Source organism: Butyricicoccus sp. AM27-36, from assembly GCF_003480945.1.
Lineage (GTDB): Bacteria > Bacillota > Clostridia > Oscillospirales > Butyricicoccaceae > Agathobaculum > Agathobaculum butyriciproducens.
The window spans coordinates 57,361-75,063 of the sequence record NZ_QUJR01000009.1; the positions used below are offsets into that span (position 1 = coordinate 57,361).

The 17,703-nt window shown below is 56.0% G+C and carries 7 protein-coding genes; 2 read left to right on the top strand and 5 right to left on the bottom strand.

The features are described 5' to 3' along the window. Positions 1-22: 22 nt before the first annotated feature. Positions 23-8,101 (bottom strand): InlB B-repeat-containing protein, encoded by an 8,079-nt coding sequence (locus DW724_RS12140; RefSeq protein WP_118761665.1) that lies wholly within the window; start codon positions 8,099-8,101, stop codon positions 23-25. A 293-nt stretch (positions 8,102-8,394) separates the two neighbouring features. Between DW724_RS12140 and DW724_RS15835 the strand changes: the two genes are divergently transcribed. Then, complete coding sequence (locus DW724_RS15835) at positions 8,395-8,673, top strand: hypothetical protein (protein WP_202183530.1); 279 nt, start codon at positions 8,395-8,397, stop codon at positions 8,671-8,673. Between the two features lie 253 nt (positions 8,674-8,926). On the opposite strand, the gene DW724_RS12150 is transcribed toward DW724_RS15835, so the two are convergent. The 4 genes from DW724_RS12150 to DW724_RS12165 all read right to left on the bottom strand — a co-directional run bounded on the left by DW724_RS12150 (position 8,927) and on the right by DW724_RS12165 (position 14,687). Further along, a complete protein-coding gene (locus DW724_RS12150; protein WP_118761666.1) occupies positions 8,927-10,372 on the bottom strand; it encodes a TrkH family potassium uptake protein in 1,446 nt (481 codons plus the stop codon). Further along, entirely contained in the window at positions 10,369-11,739 is a 1,371-nt protein-coding gene (gene trkA, locus DW724_RS12155) for a Trk system potassium transporter TrkA (protein WP_118761667.1), read from the bottom strand. Before trkA ends, DW724_RS12150 begins: the two co-directional genes overlap by 4 nt. 243 nt (positions 11,740-11,982) lie before the next feature. After that, positions 11,983-12,831, bottom strand: coding sequence for a hypothetical protein (locus DW724_RS12160; RefSeq protein ID WP_118761668.1), 849 nt, complete (start codon positions 12,829-12,831; stop codon positions 11,983-11,985). Positions 12,832-12,959: 128 nt separating this feature from the next. Continuing rightward, positions 12,960-14,687 carry a phospho-sugar mutase gene (locus tag DW724_RS12165; RefSeq protein ID WP_118761669.1) on the bottom strand — a complete coding sequence of 576 codons (1,728 nt, stop codon included), beginning with the start codon at positions 14,685-14,687 and terminating at the stop codon, positions 12,960-12,962. 330 nt (positions 14,688-15,017) lie between these two features. On the opposite strand from DW724_RS12165, the gene DW724_RS12170 reads away from it, so the two are divergent. Next, positions 15,018-17,597, top strand: a complete 2,580-nt coding sequence (locus tag DW724_RS12170; protein ID WP_158580323.1) for a X2-like carbohydrate binding domain-containing protein — start codon at positions 15,018-15,020, stop codon at positions 17,595-17,597. The last annotated feature ends 106 nt before the right edge of the window (positions 17,598-17,703 follow it).

Here is a 17,703-nt window from a genome sequence, read left to right on the forward strand (position 1 = left end):
GGGTGGTATGGATTGGATGGGATTACTGGTCGGTGTAGCGGCTGAGGATAACCGCTACCTGAGCACGGGTTGCGGTGCCGTTCGGCACGAGCGTAGTCGGGGTAACGCCGGTTACCAGACCGTTGCCGTTCGCCCAGCTCATTGCTTCAGCAGCCCACGACTCGACAGAAGCCGCGTCTGTGTAGCCATCGAGTGCTGCGCTGCCCTGCGGCGTATGACCGCGATAGGTATCGTAGCGGTACAGGATGGCCGCCAGCTGCTGACGGGTGATCAGCGTATCCGGCTGGAATCTGCCGTCCGTAAAGCCGTTGACGATGCCGTTTTCGGAGGCCCATGCGATGGCTTCCGCGTACCACTTGCCGTCCGCCACATCGGTGAACTGTGCGGTGGAAGCGGCCTTGCTGCCGCTCATGCGGTAGAGCACCTGAACCAGCATTGCGCGGGTCATGCCGTCATCCGGACCGAACTTAGTCGCGGTCAGGCCCTTGAACCAGCCGTTCTCGAGTGCGGTGTTGACCTCGTTGTAGAACCACTTGCGCAGGTTGACATCGGAGAAGTCGCTGCTGTACTCGTGGGTGATAACGAAGGTGGAGAAGTGGGTGGTCTTAAAGGTAGCCTTTCCGGTCGCTGCATCATAAATGACAGGCAGCTTTTCGAACGAGCCGTCCTCAGCAAGATAGTATGCAACCAGATGCGCGGCGTTCTCGCCGCTCTTGAGGCTGTATGCTACAGAAACCGAAGCCGTGCCGTTCAGCGCATGAATGCGGGTTGCAGTGCCGTTTTTCGGCTGCACCTGCGCAGAAATGTTCAGGATGGTGCTGTTCTTCGGCAGGTATTTGCGCTGTGCGTCCGTCAGGGAGGACTTGTCAGCGGAAGCGAGCGAAATACTTGCCATACCGTCAGCCTGTGCGGCGCTGCCGAGTGCGGTCAGCGTCTCACGGTCGAGTGCAACCGTGCCGTTCGGCAGGATAAGCGCTGCGCCGTTCTTTGCACCGGCAAGAGCAGCTACCACATCGCCGGTGAGCGATACCGCGCGTACGGTGGAGTCTGCGGACAGATCAAGCGTCAGCGAATCCTTGCCGGAAACCGCAGTCAGCTTGGAGCTGTCGGCAGAAACCGCTGCGGTGCCGTTCTTTACCGCAACCGTTGCGGGAATCTTGGTGCCGTCCGGTGCAGTGATGGAGGACGAGCCGTTGTCGGACGGAGCCGGTGCAGCACCGCCGCCCGCTCCACCGCCGCCGCCTGCACCGCCGCCGCTGCTCGGCTTGGCGGCAAAGGCTGCGGTGACAGTAACGTCATTTGCCGGCATGGTGAAGGTGTAGGTCAGGGTGGACGCGGAAACCATCTTGTCGAGTGCGGTCTCCGGTGCCAGCGTCAGGGTTTTCAACTGATAGCCGCTTGCGGGTGTTGCAGTGAGCGTTACCGTGTCGCCGGCCTTGGCGCGTGCCGCAGAAGCGGAAACGCTGCCGTTTTCGGCCTTATTGGCCGTGATTGCGTAGGTCTTGTGGAACAGATTGTCGGTGTTGACCGTCAGAGCTTCCGTTACGTTGCGGATAACCGCTTCAAAGCTGTTGTCCTTCTCGGTGACGGAAACAACGGCATTCGGAGCTGCCTTCTGGAGTTCGGACTTGATCTCCTCGGCGGTGCCGACACAGTTTGTGCTCGGCGTGAGCGTCAGCTTGACCGTGCCGTTCTTGCGAACCTGAGCGGATGCGCTGTTGACTGCACCGGTGTCGTTCGGCTGAATCGGCGTGGTGTAGGTGAACTTGCCGGTGCCGTTCGTGCCGGTGATTGCTGCGTTGTACTGCTCAAGGTCGGTGAAGTGAACGCGGATGGTCTGGTTGGCATCGAGTGTGTGAATATAAATTGGATCGACAAGATTTACACCATCAACCTGTACAGCAGCATCGTTTTCTTCTACGGTAATGTCACCCTGGGTAACCGTCCACTTTTCGACCATTTTACCGGTGTTGGGGTTTGTGGTGAAGGTGATTTCACTGCCGTTCGGCTGCTTGGTCTGAGAGACAACCGCGGTGTTGTCAATCTTGGCGGTCAGATGGCCGTTCGCATCAACGGTGCCAAAAGTAAGCTGATAGCTTGCCGTAACCTTAAAGTATACGGTTGCAGTAATATTCTTGTCCGCACGGATTTTGCCTTCCGGATTGGTTTTGGAGTTTCCGGCAGTCTTTTTGCCGTTTACTTCCCACTGTTCAACCTGATAGCCAGTCTTCGGCGCTGCATGGAAGGTGATTTCCTCATCCTTATAAATGGTTACGCCTTCTGCAGGCATAGCCTCGGTCTCAACTTCCTTGCCGTAGATATCATACAGCGTGTATTTTATGGTGCCGTTGCCGGCCGCAGCGGTAGCCTTGGCGGTGTAGGAATCGCTCTGAGCAAATTCAGCGCTGATGGACAGATCGCCAGCCAGTTCGCTGATGGTATAAGTGCCGTTGGTCTTCGCCGTAGCTTCATCCTGAGCAGCACCGTTTACAACCCAGTTCTTGAAATGCCAGCCGCGTTCTGCGCGTGCCTGCAGCTCAACCTTGCTGCCGCCGGGAATCTTGGACAGATCGTCCACAGCTTCGCCGTTTACGGTTGCAATGATCGTGCCATGCTCCATTTCCAGTGTGGTAATCGTAAATGCGGCACGGTCGGTCTTGAGCGAAACCTTGGTATTCTCAGTGATGGGGAAGGTATAGCTGCCGGACTCGTTGAGAGCATCCTTAGCAACAGCCTTGCCGTTCACCTGATAGGTCTCGCCCGTGGCGGCAGCATAGCCTGCCTTGGGCGCTACCGTAATCTTCGTATCACCGGTGACGCTTTCGCCGCTCTTGAGAGGCTTGGTGAGCGTCTTGGAGGTATCGTTCGGATCAACCGTCTGATAGCTTGCGGTCAGCTCACCTTCTAGCGTCAGCGTGTAGCTGTCGCGCTCGAATACGGCAGCCAGATCAATATCCTGCACGCCAACCTCAACAGAGAGCGTGTTGGAGCCGTTCGTCGGGTCCGATTCGCCGGACGGATAGCTGTTTGCACCGCGTTTCGAGAGAATCCACTGCTTGAAGTGCCAGCCGGTATCCGGCGTTGCGGTGAAGTTAAACTTTGCACCGCTGGCAATGTAAGCCGGGAAATTCTTGAGGCTTTCGGAGCCATTTTCATCCGTGCATTTGAGTGTACCGCCCTGCTTATTCTGAACGGAAGCATTCAGTTTGGTATTGGTGGTCTTGAAGTAAACCAAAACAGATGCCGGTTTTGCAAGGGTCTTGATGGTAACCGAGCTCTTCTCCTTGCTGTCCTCGATTTCCGTGCCGTCATAGGTCCAGTAATCGACTGCATAACCTGCATCCGGCACAGCCGTCAGGGTAACATCGGTGTTTGCAGTAAAGCTGGAGATTGCACTGCCGTCATCCGCCTTGCCGGCATTCAGACCTGCGGTAATGATCGACGCAGAACCGACAGAGTGCTTGTTTGCGCCTTCGCCGAAGTCCTCAGCCTTGAGGGTCAGGATGTAAGTCAGGCCGTTTACCGTGTAAACACCGGGGATAAAGGTAAATTCGTAGTTATTGTACAGCGTTTCGTTGGTAGCGGTAGTCTTGCACGGGGAAACCGTGTAGTTGCTGGGCGCAATGTTCGGCGCGAGCGTCACCGTGTTGCCTGCGGTGTTGACTGCGGTATAGCCAAGGTGCAGAGCAGCAATCTCATCAGCAGTCATATTTTTCGTGTCTGCCGTGAGAGAAAGCTGTTTCGGGTCGGCAGGATCAACCTTATCCTGTGCAACGCCGTCCTTCGGGGTGACAACGCGCAGCGTAACGGCACGCTGAACAACGGTAAACTCGGTTTCCGCAACCGGCTTGTTTTCACCGTTGATATAAGCATACAGCGTATAAGTGCCGACATTCAGCTTCTTGTTCTCTGTCAGCGGCTGCGAATCCTTGGAACCGGAAACTGCATACTTGAAGGTCGCGTTATCGACCTTCTGCAGACCCTGCGTATCCTTACTCATGCGGGAGAGCGACGGCGTTACCGTATCGCCGTAGGTGAAGCGGGTGACGCTGTTGTTATCATTGCCGTTGGTGAGCGTCAGCTGATAGCCTGTCGCGTTCTCGCCAACGAGAACCATCTGGCCTTCCGCGTTGCTCATATCCTTGAATACATAGCTGCCCGGATAATACGGGGTAACCGTATAGGCGCCGTCTGCGGGCACGATAACATCCTTTGTAACGTTGCCGGTTTTGTCAATCTTAGCCGCAACCGTGGTAGAGAAGTCCGTGCCGCGAATCAGGAAGCTGAGCGTGCCGGTCGGGATGGTGGAGGTAGCAGACGCGGAACTCATTTTAGCGCTGATGTGCAGCGTGCGGTCAAACTGAGCAGTGTTGTCTTTTTGTACATTCTCCGCCGTAACCGTCAGCTCACACTTGGGTGTGCGCTTGCTGTACTGTGTGGTAATCTCGGGCGAGTAAGCGGAAATGCTGAACTCCTTCTGGGCGGTGTTGTCGAAGTAGAGCACATTCAGTCGGCAGCGGTAAGTTCCCTTGTCGGCAGAACCGGCGTTTTCGATGCTCAGCGTATCGGAGGTGCTGCCGGCAATCTCGGTCCAGGAACCATTGTTCAGCTTCTGCCACTGATAGCTTACGCTGTTGTACTTGCCGCCGTCTGGATTTTTATTGTCCCCGTTATACTTAACCGTTGCGGTTGCCAGAGAATCCGGATAGATCGGCAGAACCGTCTGATTCTCCTTGCCGTCAATCGTTACCGAAATATCGGGATAGCCTGCTGTGGTCTTGGTGCGGCAGGTCAGCGGTTCGCTGTAAATGCTGTTGCGCTGCTGCTCAGCCTTGTTGTTGTTGCGGGTCTGAATCTGATATTCATACTCGGTGTAGGGAGACAGATTCTTATCCGTGTAGCTGAAGGTGTAGGTGCCGTCATCGTGACGCTCACCATCGGTAAACGGCACAAATGCGAGTTCCTTGCGGCCGGAGCCGTCCGGGAAGTTGTAGTAGCGGTACAGTTGGAAACCGGAAACGATCTTGTCGTAGGTCCACGTCAGGGTAACGGAATCATCGGTGGTTTTCGCAACATCCTGCTCAAAATCCTCCGGCAGCGGAGACGGAGCCTGCGGCTCGGTTACTGCATAGGTAACAACCGGGAACGCCTGATTGCCGCTGCGGTAGTTGTAGCAGAAAATTCTCCAGTTCATGCCGTAGCCGTATGGTTTTGCTTCGATCGGCATGTTCTGCAGCGAACCGGAGAACGAGCCGCCTGCGGTGTTGACCGATACCTTGCCGGCAGAGTGTTCCGAACCTGCCACAACGCCTGCGGTTACGCCGCCTGCGCCTGCACCGGCCTTGGTTTCGATCGAGGTGGTGTTGGTGTAGTTTTTGCTGTCCGAGGTGGAGAAGCTGATCTCCTGCGTGATGCCGGAGCCGCCGCCTGCCGCGGTGAAGTCAACCTTAGCCGGATCACCGTTATAAGCCTTGGAGCCTGCACTCGGTGCGCTCGGATAGCTGGACGGATCACCGATCGTATGCGTCAGCACGCTGCCCGAAATGGATGGCAGAACGCTGTAATCCTCGGCGATGTTTTCGTAGTCGGACAGGTCGATCAGACCGATCGAGGCTTCGTGCGGGATGGAAACGGTGGAGGTTACTTTCGTGTATTTGCCTGTTCCGTCCGGGATGTAGGAGGTGTACTCGTAAATCTCCATCGGGATGGAATAGAACGCCACTCTGTCCTCGCCGGAGGTTGTCTCGTAGGTGATGGACTGCTCGAGCGAGGAGGTGTGCTCGGTCTCGTAGGTGAAACCGGAGGTAAAGGCGGCTTCCGCCTCAACGCTGCCGATCTTAACGCCGAATACCGAGAATTCCTGCTCAAAGGAGACATACGCGCCGACCGAGATGGTAGAGGAGGAGCTGGTGCCATTCTCGGTGCCCTTCATGCTCGAGTAGGTGGTGGAGGACTCGGCATAGTTGCCGGACAGGTCATCGCGGTCGAGCAGATCGGAGAAGTACGGAGGCGAAGCCAGTACCGCCAGAACCTGCGGATCGGAGTAGGTGTAATAGTGCTTGCCGGTGTAGGTCATGTAGCTGGTATCGTCGTCCGTGTTGGCGAGACAGAGCGTGTACGAGCTGTTGACATCGGTTTTTACCGGCTGAGAGTCGTCAAACAGGTTGACGGTCGAAAGTCTGGTTGTACCCGGCGTGCGGGTGGTGTACGGCGTTGTTTGCGATGTAGTAGCATCTACATAGCCGACAAAAGCCTGATAGGAAGATCTTTTGCGGAACAGTTTATGCCACCAGCTCTTGTAATAATAACGGGTTGCGTACTGGGGAACTTTACCGGTGACGTTGTAGGATTCAGAATACTTGTTCTCATCCTTGGACATGGTCTGCGTCAGGGTGAACAGCGTGCCCGAACCTGCGGTGTTGTTGTCTTTATCCACCGCGGTGGTCACAGAGCCTGCGGATGCATCGTACTCGACGTAGTCCTCATTCGGCATAGCGGCCGTGTTATCGAGCGCCTGCTTGATGTTCAGACCATTCTCGTCGCAGGAGATAACAAGGCTGTCAAAGTACAGCAGATCGCTGGTTTTGCCGTCATCGGCTTTATCACCTGCGGTCGGACGGGAGATAATCGCCGTATTGGCCGGGCACAGCGGCAGAGAACGGAAGATATCGTTGTGCTTTGCCATTGCACCGTAGATGTACTCGCCTTTATCGTTCTTGGAGAACAGATCGAAATTCTGCGAAACAGACGGCTTGAAGGTGACGCCGTTCCATGCGTACAAACCTACATAGCGCGTGTTCTGCTTATTTGCCTTGAGGTCGGCATCCGACTGAGCCGCCAGAATCAGCGTTTTGCCGCCGCCGGTCATATCGCCGAAGGCGAAGGATGCGCGGACCAGATTGCTGCCCTCGTAGGTCAGCGGGAATTCCTGCGAGCTCTGCAGCATGTGCGCGCTCGTGGAGCCGAACATTACAACTGCACGCGAGCCTGCGTTCTGCTGCGGACCGTAGTAGTAACCCCAGGTGCAGGCGAGATCGTCTACGCCGTCCTGGTTGACGTCACCGCTGACGAGAGAGATCATGTTGGAAACGACACTGCCCTCACGGAAGAAGTACGTCCACGCCTGTCTCCAGTTAGAGGGATTGGAGTAATCGTCAGTCTGCAGGTCGTAAATCTCAATGCGGGAATTGCCGACCTCCGGTACATAGACCGCAACCTCGTCCTTACCGTCGTTGTCCCAGTCGCCGGTAGCTACCTGCAGGTAGTTTTTCAGCTGATACGGGTTTTCTGCGAAGTTTTCGACCTTTTTGGCGGTCGTGCTGTCTTCGTCGCTGGTGTCGGTCAGATTCGGGTTGCCGATTTCCTTGCTGGTGTCCAGCAGTGTGATCGGCTTGCCGTACTCGCCGGTTGTCGCATTGCCGAACCGCAGGTACAGACCGCCTTTCGCGCTCAGGTCACCGGCGTAAACCATGACCGTCTGCGAGGACTTTGCGTCCTTGTCCGAGGTGAAATGGCCTGCGGCCACGTCTGCCATAGCGTAATCGGTCTTGTCGTTCAGCTTGGTAGTGGCATTGGTCATGCCGGTCAGATAACCCTTGGTGGCATAGCCGTCATTGCCCTTGCTGCCCACCGGGAACTGTGCGTATGTGCCGGTAGAGGTGGTTTTACCCTCAGAAATAGTTTGGGTCTGCTTCTGAGCGCTCAAAAACTGCTGAGCCTTGGTAGATGTGTTATCATCATTGCCGTACAGCGTGCTTTGAAGGGTATTGTCCTTCTGGTTGGACTGGGAAACGCTTGTATTGCATTTCTCTGCGCTTTCACACTTGCCCAGGCCGATTTTATCCGACGGCAGAACATCATTCGTCAGACCAACGGTATACAGCTCGTACACCGGTGTAACCTTGATGGTATTGCGGCCATACGGGTTGCTGGGGTCGTTGGCATTAAAGCCATCGGGCGCTTTGCTCGAATCTATGCCGAGCGCCGCAAGCGCGTCCGAGCTGCCGGTATCCGCTGCCGCTGCGCGGATATCAAGCGGGCCGCCCATGCTGGAGATGATCGCCAGTGCCAGAGCAAGGCTTATGCCGCGTTTGATTTTCATGGTATATTCCTCCTTTTCTCATTCTGCGGTGCAGTGGAACGAGCCGCGCCTGCAGTAAAGAGACTAAAAATTGCCTGCATTTATCATAGCAGCTTTGCAGCCCGTTGTGCGGCCGGATACACGAAATGTCCGATTTTCGACACGAAATACACCGATAGGAAAAACAGCGTGAAACACGCGTAAATTCTGCAAAAAATAACACACAATCCACAGAAGTTATCAACAGGCTGTGGATAAAATGCAGTAAAAAACACCCCGGTTTTGTCAGGTGACAAAACCGGGGTGAAAGGCGCATGCGCTGCTTTTCCGCCAGTGTGCGGAACCGTGCGGGCAGAGCACGGATGAGTGCGGCACTGCTTTCGTTTGCGCGCATGCTGCTCGAGCAGGCAGACATCATGCAGGAGCACTTCGGCGTGGGCAAAAAGCGCGTGCCTAAGTTCTGCGTGTCATGTCAGCACTATTCGTTCGCGGTAAACGCATTCGTCGAGGTTGTCAAGGAGTACGACGCGGACCAGTACGGTTTTATCCTGCGGGAAACACAGACCGGAAGTGCATCACGCTCGATGAACTGAAACCCTATCCGTATCTGATTTTTGAGCAGGGAGACCGCAATTCCTTTTATTTTTCCGAGGAACTGCGCAGCATGCTCGATATGCCGAAAACCATTATGTTACCCAAAGAGATGGATACCATGAGTAACCGGAAAACCCCATCTCGACATATTCTGCTGCGATGATTCAGGTGTGTCGGTGGAGCACCGGAACGATTTGTGGTCGTTCTACATCGCAAAAGCCGCTAAACGGTATACGTTCAGCGGCAGCTTTTTTATCGGTTTCTTCTCCACGTTTCGGGTGCAAACAGCAGAAGCATGGGGAACAGCTCCAGACGACCGGCGAGCATATCGAAAGTCAGCACGATTTTACTCAGCGGGTGCAGCGCACTGAAGTTGGCTGCCGGACCGACCTGATTGAGTCCCGGACCGACGTTATTGATGCAGGTAACGACCGAGGTAAAGCTGGTTACCATATCCTCACAGTGCAGACTGACAATAAGGACGGAAATGGCAATGACGATCAGATATGCCACAAGAAAGGCGTTGACCGAGCGCATGACCTCGTGCTGGACGCGCTGTCCGTCCATTTTATGCACGCGCACCAGACGCGGATGAATCAGCGACATCATTTCCTTCTTTACGCCCTTGAACAGCAGCAGGATGCGCGAGCATTTCATGCCGCCGCCGGTCGAACCGGCACACGCGCCGATGAACATCAGCAGCACGATCAGCAGCTTGCTGAATGCGGGCCACTGGTTAAAGTCCACGGTTGAAAAACCGGTGGTCGTGATGATAGACGCAACCTGAAACAGGGAATGGTGGAAGCTCTCGCGCAGCGAACTGAAGCAGCCGCGCACATTGAAGGCAATCAGTGTGGTAAATACGGCAATCACGCCGAGATACACGCGAATCTCCTCGATTTTGAACAACTGCTTGAATTTACGGGTCAAAAGCAGAAAATACGCGTTGAAGTTGATGCCGAAAAGGATCATAAAGACCGAGATGACATTCTGCAGGTAGGCGCTGTCGTAGTGCGCGATGGAATCATTCCAGTTGCCGAAGCCGCCGGTGCCTGCCGTGCCGAGTGAAACGCAGATGGCATCGAACATCGGCATGCCGCCGAGCAGCAGCAGAATAATCTGCAGAACGGTCAGTCCAAAGTAAATCGCGTACAGGATAAGCGCGGTATCGCGCATGTGCGGCGATATTTTGGAGACCGAGGGTCCCGGGCTTTCTGCGCGCATCAGATAAATGGTCTGACCGCCTGCCAGCGGCAGGACGATCAGCATGAACACCAGAATGCCCATGCCGCCGACCCAGTGCATCAGGCAGCGCCATAGCATAGAGGCATGCGAAAGCGCCTCCACATCGTCGAGAATGGTAGCGCCGGTGGTGGTGAAGCCGGATGCGGCCTCGAAAATCGCATCTACTGCGAACGGAATCTCGCGGCTGAGCACGAACGGCAGGGCGCCGGTCACGGCCAGCACCAGCCAGCACAGCGCGACGGCCACAAAGCCTTCGCGTGCGTAGAACTTGGTGTTTTTCGGCTTATATTCACACAGAATGCCTGCACCGACCATACAAATCAGTGCAGTGGCGATATAGGCGGGCAGCTCGGGTTCACGGTAAATGACCGCGGTAAACGCGGGCAGCAGCAGGAACAGGGACTCAATGCCCATCAGCCAGCCGATCAGATAGCGGACGATTGCGAAATTCATCTTTCGCGCCCTCTGGTTGTCGGCAGGAAGATATCCTGAAGATCGTTCATGCCCTCGAAGGTGGAAACGACGATAACCGTATCGCCTTCATGCAGCACATCGTGGCCGCGCGGAATGATACGCTTGCCCTTGCGGTTGATGCAGCACAGCAGAACATCCGGACGAATCGGCATATCCTGCAGGGGAACGCCGGTGAGGTGGTGCGCCGCAACACGAAATTCAAGCGCTTCTGCGCCGTCCAGCTGATGCAGGGTCTCCACGTTGGAGCCCATCGAGTTCTGCATCGCGCGGGTGTACTGGCTGATCAGCTCGGCGGTGGTCTGCTTGGGGCGAATCACCTTGCCGATCGGCATGCTGGCGATGACTTCCTCAAAGTTCACACGGTTAACCTTGGTGAACAGCTTCGCACGGGAATGACGGCCGGCGTGCAGCGCAAGCAGGATGTTCTCCTCGTCCATGCCGGTGAGCGCCGCAAACGCCTCGCAGGTTGCCAGACCCTCCTCATCGAGCAGGTCGCGGTCGGTGCCGTCGCCGTAGATGATGGTCGCGTTCGGGAGCATTTCGGAAAGCGCCTCGCAGCGTTCAAGTTTGTTTTCGATAATCTTAACTGCAATGCCGGAATCCAGCAGGATTTTCGCAAGAAAGTACGAGATTTTGCCGCCGCCGACCAGCATCGCGGAGGAAATGCGCTTGACCGGCAAACCGACCTTCTCGAAAAATTCGCTCTGCTCGTGCGGCGGAATGATAACCGTGATGTTGTCGTTTTCGCGCAGGATGAAGTCGCCCTTGGGAATATAGGTCTGGCCGTCGCGGCGGACCATACACAGCAGCACGTCCGTGCGGAGCAGCGGATTGACCTCGCAGACCGCCATACCGTCCAGACGGGACTCGTGCGGGATTTTGAGGTCGAGCAGCTCGATGCGTCCGCGGGCAAACGTGCTGACGCGGATGGCCGACGGGAATCGGATCAGACGCGAAACAACACGCGCGGTGGACAGCTCGGGGTTGATGACCATCGAAATACCCAGCTCATCGCGGATAAAGCCGAGGTCGGATACATATTCCGGATCGCGCACACGCGCAATGGCGTGGCAGCCGGATGCCTTGCGGGCGATCAGACAGGAAAGCAGATTGATTTCGTCATGGGTGGTAACGGCGATGAGCAGGTCGGTATCCTGCACGCCGGCTTCACGCAGAATGTGATAGCTGGTGCCGCTGCCCTTTACTGTAGCAAGGTCGTGTGTGTTGGAAAGCTCATCCAGACGGCGTTCGGACAGGTCAATCAGTGTCAGGTCGTGTCCGGCCACGCTGAGCTGTCCCGCCAACTCCGAGCCGACTTTGCCGCAGCCTACAATAATGATGCGCATAGCGCACCTCCGATCTATTTCTCTATAGCTGTGCCCTGTTGACACAGTCTTGATACGCATATAGCGATTATAGCCGTTTGACCGAGAAAAAGCAATATCCAGACAGGAATTTTGCAGGAGTTTAGCGGAAAACCGACAAATAGGGAGAAATGGTCGGTGTATAGCTGATAATAGTATGCCCGAAAAAAAGGAAAAACCACCCGAATGGGTGGTTTTCACTGCGGATTAAAGTTCCGCGACAGGTCACTTAAACTGTGTATAAGTGGTATCGCTTGCGTAGCCGTCGCTGTCGGTCTGGTGCATGGAGACCAGATTGCCGTTATCATCAAAGGTACGGGTATCGGTCGAGAGGGTGCCGCCTTCGATGGTCGAGCGGGTGGTCTGCGTTTTGCCGTCCACCGAGTACACGGTGAGCACCTCGAACACGACGCCGCTCTCGTCTACGGTGACCGACTGGATGAGCCGTCCCTGACTGTCGTAGCGATTGTCGGTGGAGGAGGTGATATTGTCCTCGCCCTCGTAGGTGCGGGAGGACAGCACGTCGCCGTTGGTGTTCATGCCCATGCGGACGACCATCAGCTCGTTGCCGTCTGCGTCGTAAACCGTGTTGACGGCAGAGGACTGACCGTTGTCAACCTCGGTGTAAACCGTCTCGGAGGAGACCGAAAGTTCGCCGTCCTCGTAGTTTTCCGTGCGAAGAACGCGGTTTTTGTCGTCATAGCTGCGGCGGTATTCCGAAGTAGAGTTGTTGGTCTTGTCGGTGGTGACAGCATCCGTACAGTTGCCGTTGTCGTCGTAGGTGTAGTCCGTATAGGTGAAATTGAGCGGTTCTTCCTCGCCTTCCACGGTCTGCATGGTGTAGGAGCGGAAGGTGCTGCCGTCCTTGTCATGGCAGTTGACCGTGTAGCTGCGGTTGCCTTCCTCCGTGCGCAGCTCCAGTTCATAGGAGGCAGCACGCGGCAGAACGGAAGCCAGCTGTGTCGGCACCTGCTCCATCACGGCAATGCGGCATGCAGGCGTGCGGTCATACGCGATGGTGGCGCCGAGCACGATGACCGTGCTTACAATACAGGAAATAATGCGTTTGATCATATTTTTGTTCCCCTAAAATAATTAAGGTATAATAATTTCGGTAATCAAGGTGATTCCGGAAAAATGCAGCCGAACCGGAATTCGGCTGCATTCAGCATTGCTGGATTTTTACTGCGGTGTTGCCTCAGTTACTTTACGATTTCCTTCGCTGCAGCGGTCAGAGCCTCGACCTTTTCTGCGGCCTCGGCCTTGTTCTCGCCCTTGGCCATGATGTAAACCTTGACCTTCGGCTCGGTGCCGGACGGACGGATGATAAAGGTTGTGCCGCCCTCGAGCTCGTAGTACATCACGTTCTGACCCTTAAGCTCCATCGGCTCGGACTTGCCGTCTGCCATGCGGGTACGGGTGCCCGGCATGTAGTCGCGGGTGTAATCGATCTTGTGGGTGCCGATCTGGGTCAGCGGCTTGTCGCGCAGCTCCTGCATGAGCTCCTTCATGCGCTGCAGGCCGGAAACGCCCGGCATAACGATCGAAATGGTCTGCTCGCAGTAGCAGCCGTACTTTTCGTACATCTCTTCCATTGCGTCGTACAGGGTCTTGCCCTGGGTGCGATAGTAAGCCGCCATCTCGGCGATCAGCATGGAAGCGGTAACAGCATCCTTGTCGCGGGCATAATCGCCGCACAGGTAGCCGTAGGACTCCTCGAATGCGAAAATGTACTCGTGCGAGCCGTCCTGCTCGAACTGCTTGATCTTCTCGGCAAGGAACTTGAAGCCGGTGAAGGTGTCGAAGCACTCAACGCCGTTCTTTTCAGCCGCCGCGCGTGCCATCTCGGTGGTAACGATGGATTTGAGCACCGCCGGATGGGCAGGCATGGTGTTCGTCAGCTTCTTTGCGGTGATGATGTAATCGGTGAGCAGCACGCCGACCTGATTGCCGGACAGGGTGACATACTCGCCGGACTTGTCCTTGAGGACGATGCCGGTACGGTCGGAGTCCGGGTCGGTGCCGATGATCAGATCAACATCGTTCTGCTTTGCCAGCTCGATGGCGAGCGTAAAGCCTTCCTTGTACTCCGGATTCGGGTTTTTAACGGTCGGGAAGTCACCGTCGATCTTCATCTGCTCCGGCTCACAGATAATGTGCTTGTAGCCCAGACGGCGCAGGATCTCGGGCACCAGACGGTAGCCGGCACCGTGGAACGGCGTGTACACCAGCTTGAACTCATCGGCAACCTGCTTTACGCAGTCCGGATTTACCGCAACCTTAATGACTTCGCCGAGGTAAGCCTCGTCGGTCTCCTTAGACAGAATACGGATCAGACCGTTTTTGACGGACTCATCGTAGTCTGCAGTTTTTACACCGGTGAAGATATCGGTCTTTGCCATTTCGCTGGCAACCACGTCTGCCTCGGCCGGAGGAAGCTGTGCGCCGTCCTCCCAGTAAACCTTGTAGCCGTTGTATTCCTTCGGGTTGTGGGAAGCCGTGATGTTGATGCCTGCGATGCAGCCGTAGTGACGGACAGCGAAGGACAGCTCCGGGGTCGGACGAAGCTCATCGAACAGCAGCGACTGGATGCCGTTTGCGGCCATGATGCATGCAGACTGCTTGGCGAACTCGGCCGAGAAATGGCGGGAGTCATATGCGATGGCAACGCCGCGGTCCATTGCGGCCTGACCATTCGATACGATCAGGTTTGCCAGACCCTGTGCAGCCTGACCGACGGTAAAGCGGTTCATGCGGTTGAGGCCGACGCCCAGTATACCGCGCAGACCGGCCGTGCCGAACGACAGCGGCGCAAAGAAACGGCTTTCAATCTCTTCCTGATTATCTGCAACAGCAGCCAGCTCGGCATGCTCGTCCGCAGAGAGGGCAGAGCAGTCCAGCCAACGCTTGTATTCCGACATATAATCCATTGGTATCACCTCATCGTGTTAGTTGGCGCATCGCCGCTTTCAGCCGACGGATTGCCACTATCTAAATTATACAATATCCGGCTGTCAATGCAAGGGGTTTTGCGCGAATTTGTGAAAAGATTCCATGAAGCAGAGTGATGATATACAAAACGGCAGAGCAGAAATTGTACGTTCTGTGAGGATACCGGAAAATTCTGCGAAAATGCGGAACCAAAACCGGCAGCAGGCCGTCTATTTAGTCAAAAGCCCTGTCTCGAGATAAAAATAACAGTACACAAATAAACAAAAGAATGGTAGAATAAAGGTAAATTATAATAAGAGGTGATAGCTTTGAAAAAAGTCCTTTCCGCCGTACTGACAGCGGCGCTGCTGGTCAGTACCGTGCCGGCTGCCTTTGCGGCTTCGGATATTGATGGCCACTGGGCAAAGTCCTACATTACCGAGCTGCATGAAAACGGCATTATCAATCCGTCTGCCAGCACGGGCAACTACGGCCCGGATGACAAGGTAACGCGCTGGGAGTTCATGCGATACATCAACCGCGCGTTCGGTTTTACCGAAAAGGCGGATATCAGCTTCTCGGATGTCAATTCGAGCGATATTTTCTACGAAACCGTGCAGATTGCGGTCAAGCAGGGCTATATCAACGGTGTCGGCAACAACCGTATGGCACCGGAGGGCACGCTGACCCGTGAGCAGGCGGCGACCATCCTCGGCCGACTGCACAAGTACACGCCGACGGCTAACCTGTCTGCGCTGGATATGTTCTCTGATCGGGCCAAGCTGAGCGATTACAGCAAATCCTACGTTGCGGAAGCGGTCAAGCAGGGTTATATCAACGGCTACACGAACGGTACCTTTAAGCCGCAGGGCACGCTCAGCCGAGGCGAAATCGCCAAAATGCTGTACGGCTATATGGGCACCCCGCTGAATAAGAACGGCAACGTGTACTCGCAGGCTACGCTCAAGAGCGATACCAAAAACGTTACGATTTCCGTACCGTGCACGCTGGCCGATGCGGATATCAAGGGCAATCTGTACATCACCGAGGGCGTTCTGGCGGGCAATGTAACGCTTGAGGATGTCACCGTTGCAGGCGATATCATCGTCAGCGGCGGAAATGTAACGCTGGACGGTGTTTCCGCACTCGAGATGGTCGTCTCCAATCCGACCGGACTGACCCCGCAGGTCATTGCGACCGGCAACACCAACATCGGCACCACCGAGGTGAAAACCTCTGCAACGCTGACCGAGAGCAATCTGGCAGCGACTGCAGGCGGCTTCTCCGATCTTAAAATGAACGGCAGCAGCGTCAGTCTGACGCTGGATGCAGCTGTCTGGGACGTTGCCAATGAGCAGACCGGCACCATCCTGACGACCGGCAGCACCTCCATCAGCACGCTTACCGCAAACGGCAGAACCACCGTCACCGGCGGCGGCTCGGTCCAGAAGGCGGTGCTCAACGCCAACGGCTGTGAGCTGACCATGCAGCCGACTAGCGTTGAGCTGGCGAGCGGCGTTACCGCGAAGATTGCCGGCAAGGATGTTGCGGCGTCCACCAGTGTTTCGGTTTCTCCGTCCACGCTGTCTATCGACGTGAACAACAAGGACGCGATCGCGTTCTCCTACGAGTTCACTTTCAACGCGGACAAGAACGATCTGACCCGTGTTTCGGTCAACGGCACCAATCTCAAGCAGGGCACGGATTACAACCTGCTGAGCGATAAGAACGGCATCCGCGTGTACAAAACCTATCTGTCCACGCTCAAGGCGGGCACCTACACCGCAGAACTGACCTTTGAGGACGGCTCCAAGGCAGCCATCGGTCTGGCGGTCAGCAACTCGGCGCAGAGCGCAGTCAGCCCGAGCCAGATTACCTTTGATAAGTACGAGCAGTCCGCAAACTATGCCGATCAGACGGTAAACGTCGTTCTTCCGGCGGGCACGCGTCTGGATTCCATCAAAATCGGCAGTACGGTGCTCGAGCGCGGCACGGATTACACCTATAATGCAACGAATGGCACGATTCGTCTGCTCAAGGAGACGCTTGCCAAGAAGAGCAAGGGCACTTATACGGTTACATTCGTGCCCAATCAGGGTTCGTCCTTTACCTGCTCGTTGAGCGTGGTAGATACCGCGCCGGTGAACGAAGTACAGCCGTCCACGGTCGATTTTGACGCGAACACCTCGTCCGGCGGCTACGCCGATCTGGTGGTAACGCTTAACATGGTAGACGGTGCAAAGCTTAAGAATATCCGCTCGAACGGCAAGACGCTCGAGGAGAACTGGCAGTACAAGATCGAGGGCAGCAAGGTCACGATCAACAAGTCTGCGGTTGCGGAATTCGGCAAGAGCGGCGCATCCTACGCGGATTTCGTTTTTGTGATGAGCAAGGGTCAAAGCCCGACGCTGCGTGTCAACTACGTTACCACTTACGCGCTGACGGCTTCCGTGGTCGATGATCTCGGTCTGCCGATTTCGGGCGCGTCCGTCACCTTCACGCCTTCGGACGCGGAGAGCGGCACGGCAGCGCAGACGCTGACCACCGGCTCGGACGGCACGGCAACCGTTTATGTCAAGCGCGGCTCGTACGTTGTAACGGCAACGCATTCGCGCTTTACCGCGGCGGTTACGCAGACGGTCAAAATCTCTGCAGGCCGCACGGTCAAGCTGACCGGCGAGATTCTCGAGAATGTACAGCTGGTTGTCACCAACGCGTACGGCGCACCGCTGTCCGGTGCGGTTGTCACGGTCGGCGGCAAGAGCATCACCACCGGCACGGACGGCACGGCGTCGTTCAGCCTCAAGCGCGGCAGCTATGTGGCGCAGGTGGCGTGCACCGGCTACTCCGCACAGAGCGTACAGCTTTCCGTAACCGATTCGATTCGTGAGCGCGTACAGCTCAAGTAATTTCTCCAAAATGCAAGCCGCCCGGTTTTCCGGGCGGCTTTTTTGCGCGCTATTACAGGCGGATGAGGGATGGGGCGCAAGGGCGTCAGAACGGCGCACAGCGGCT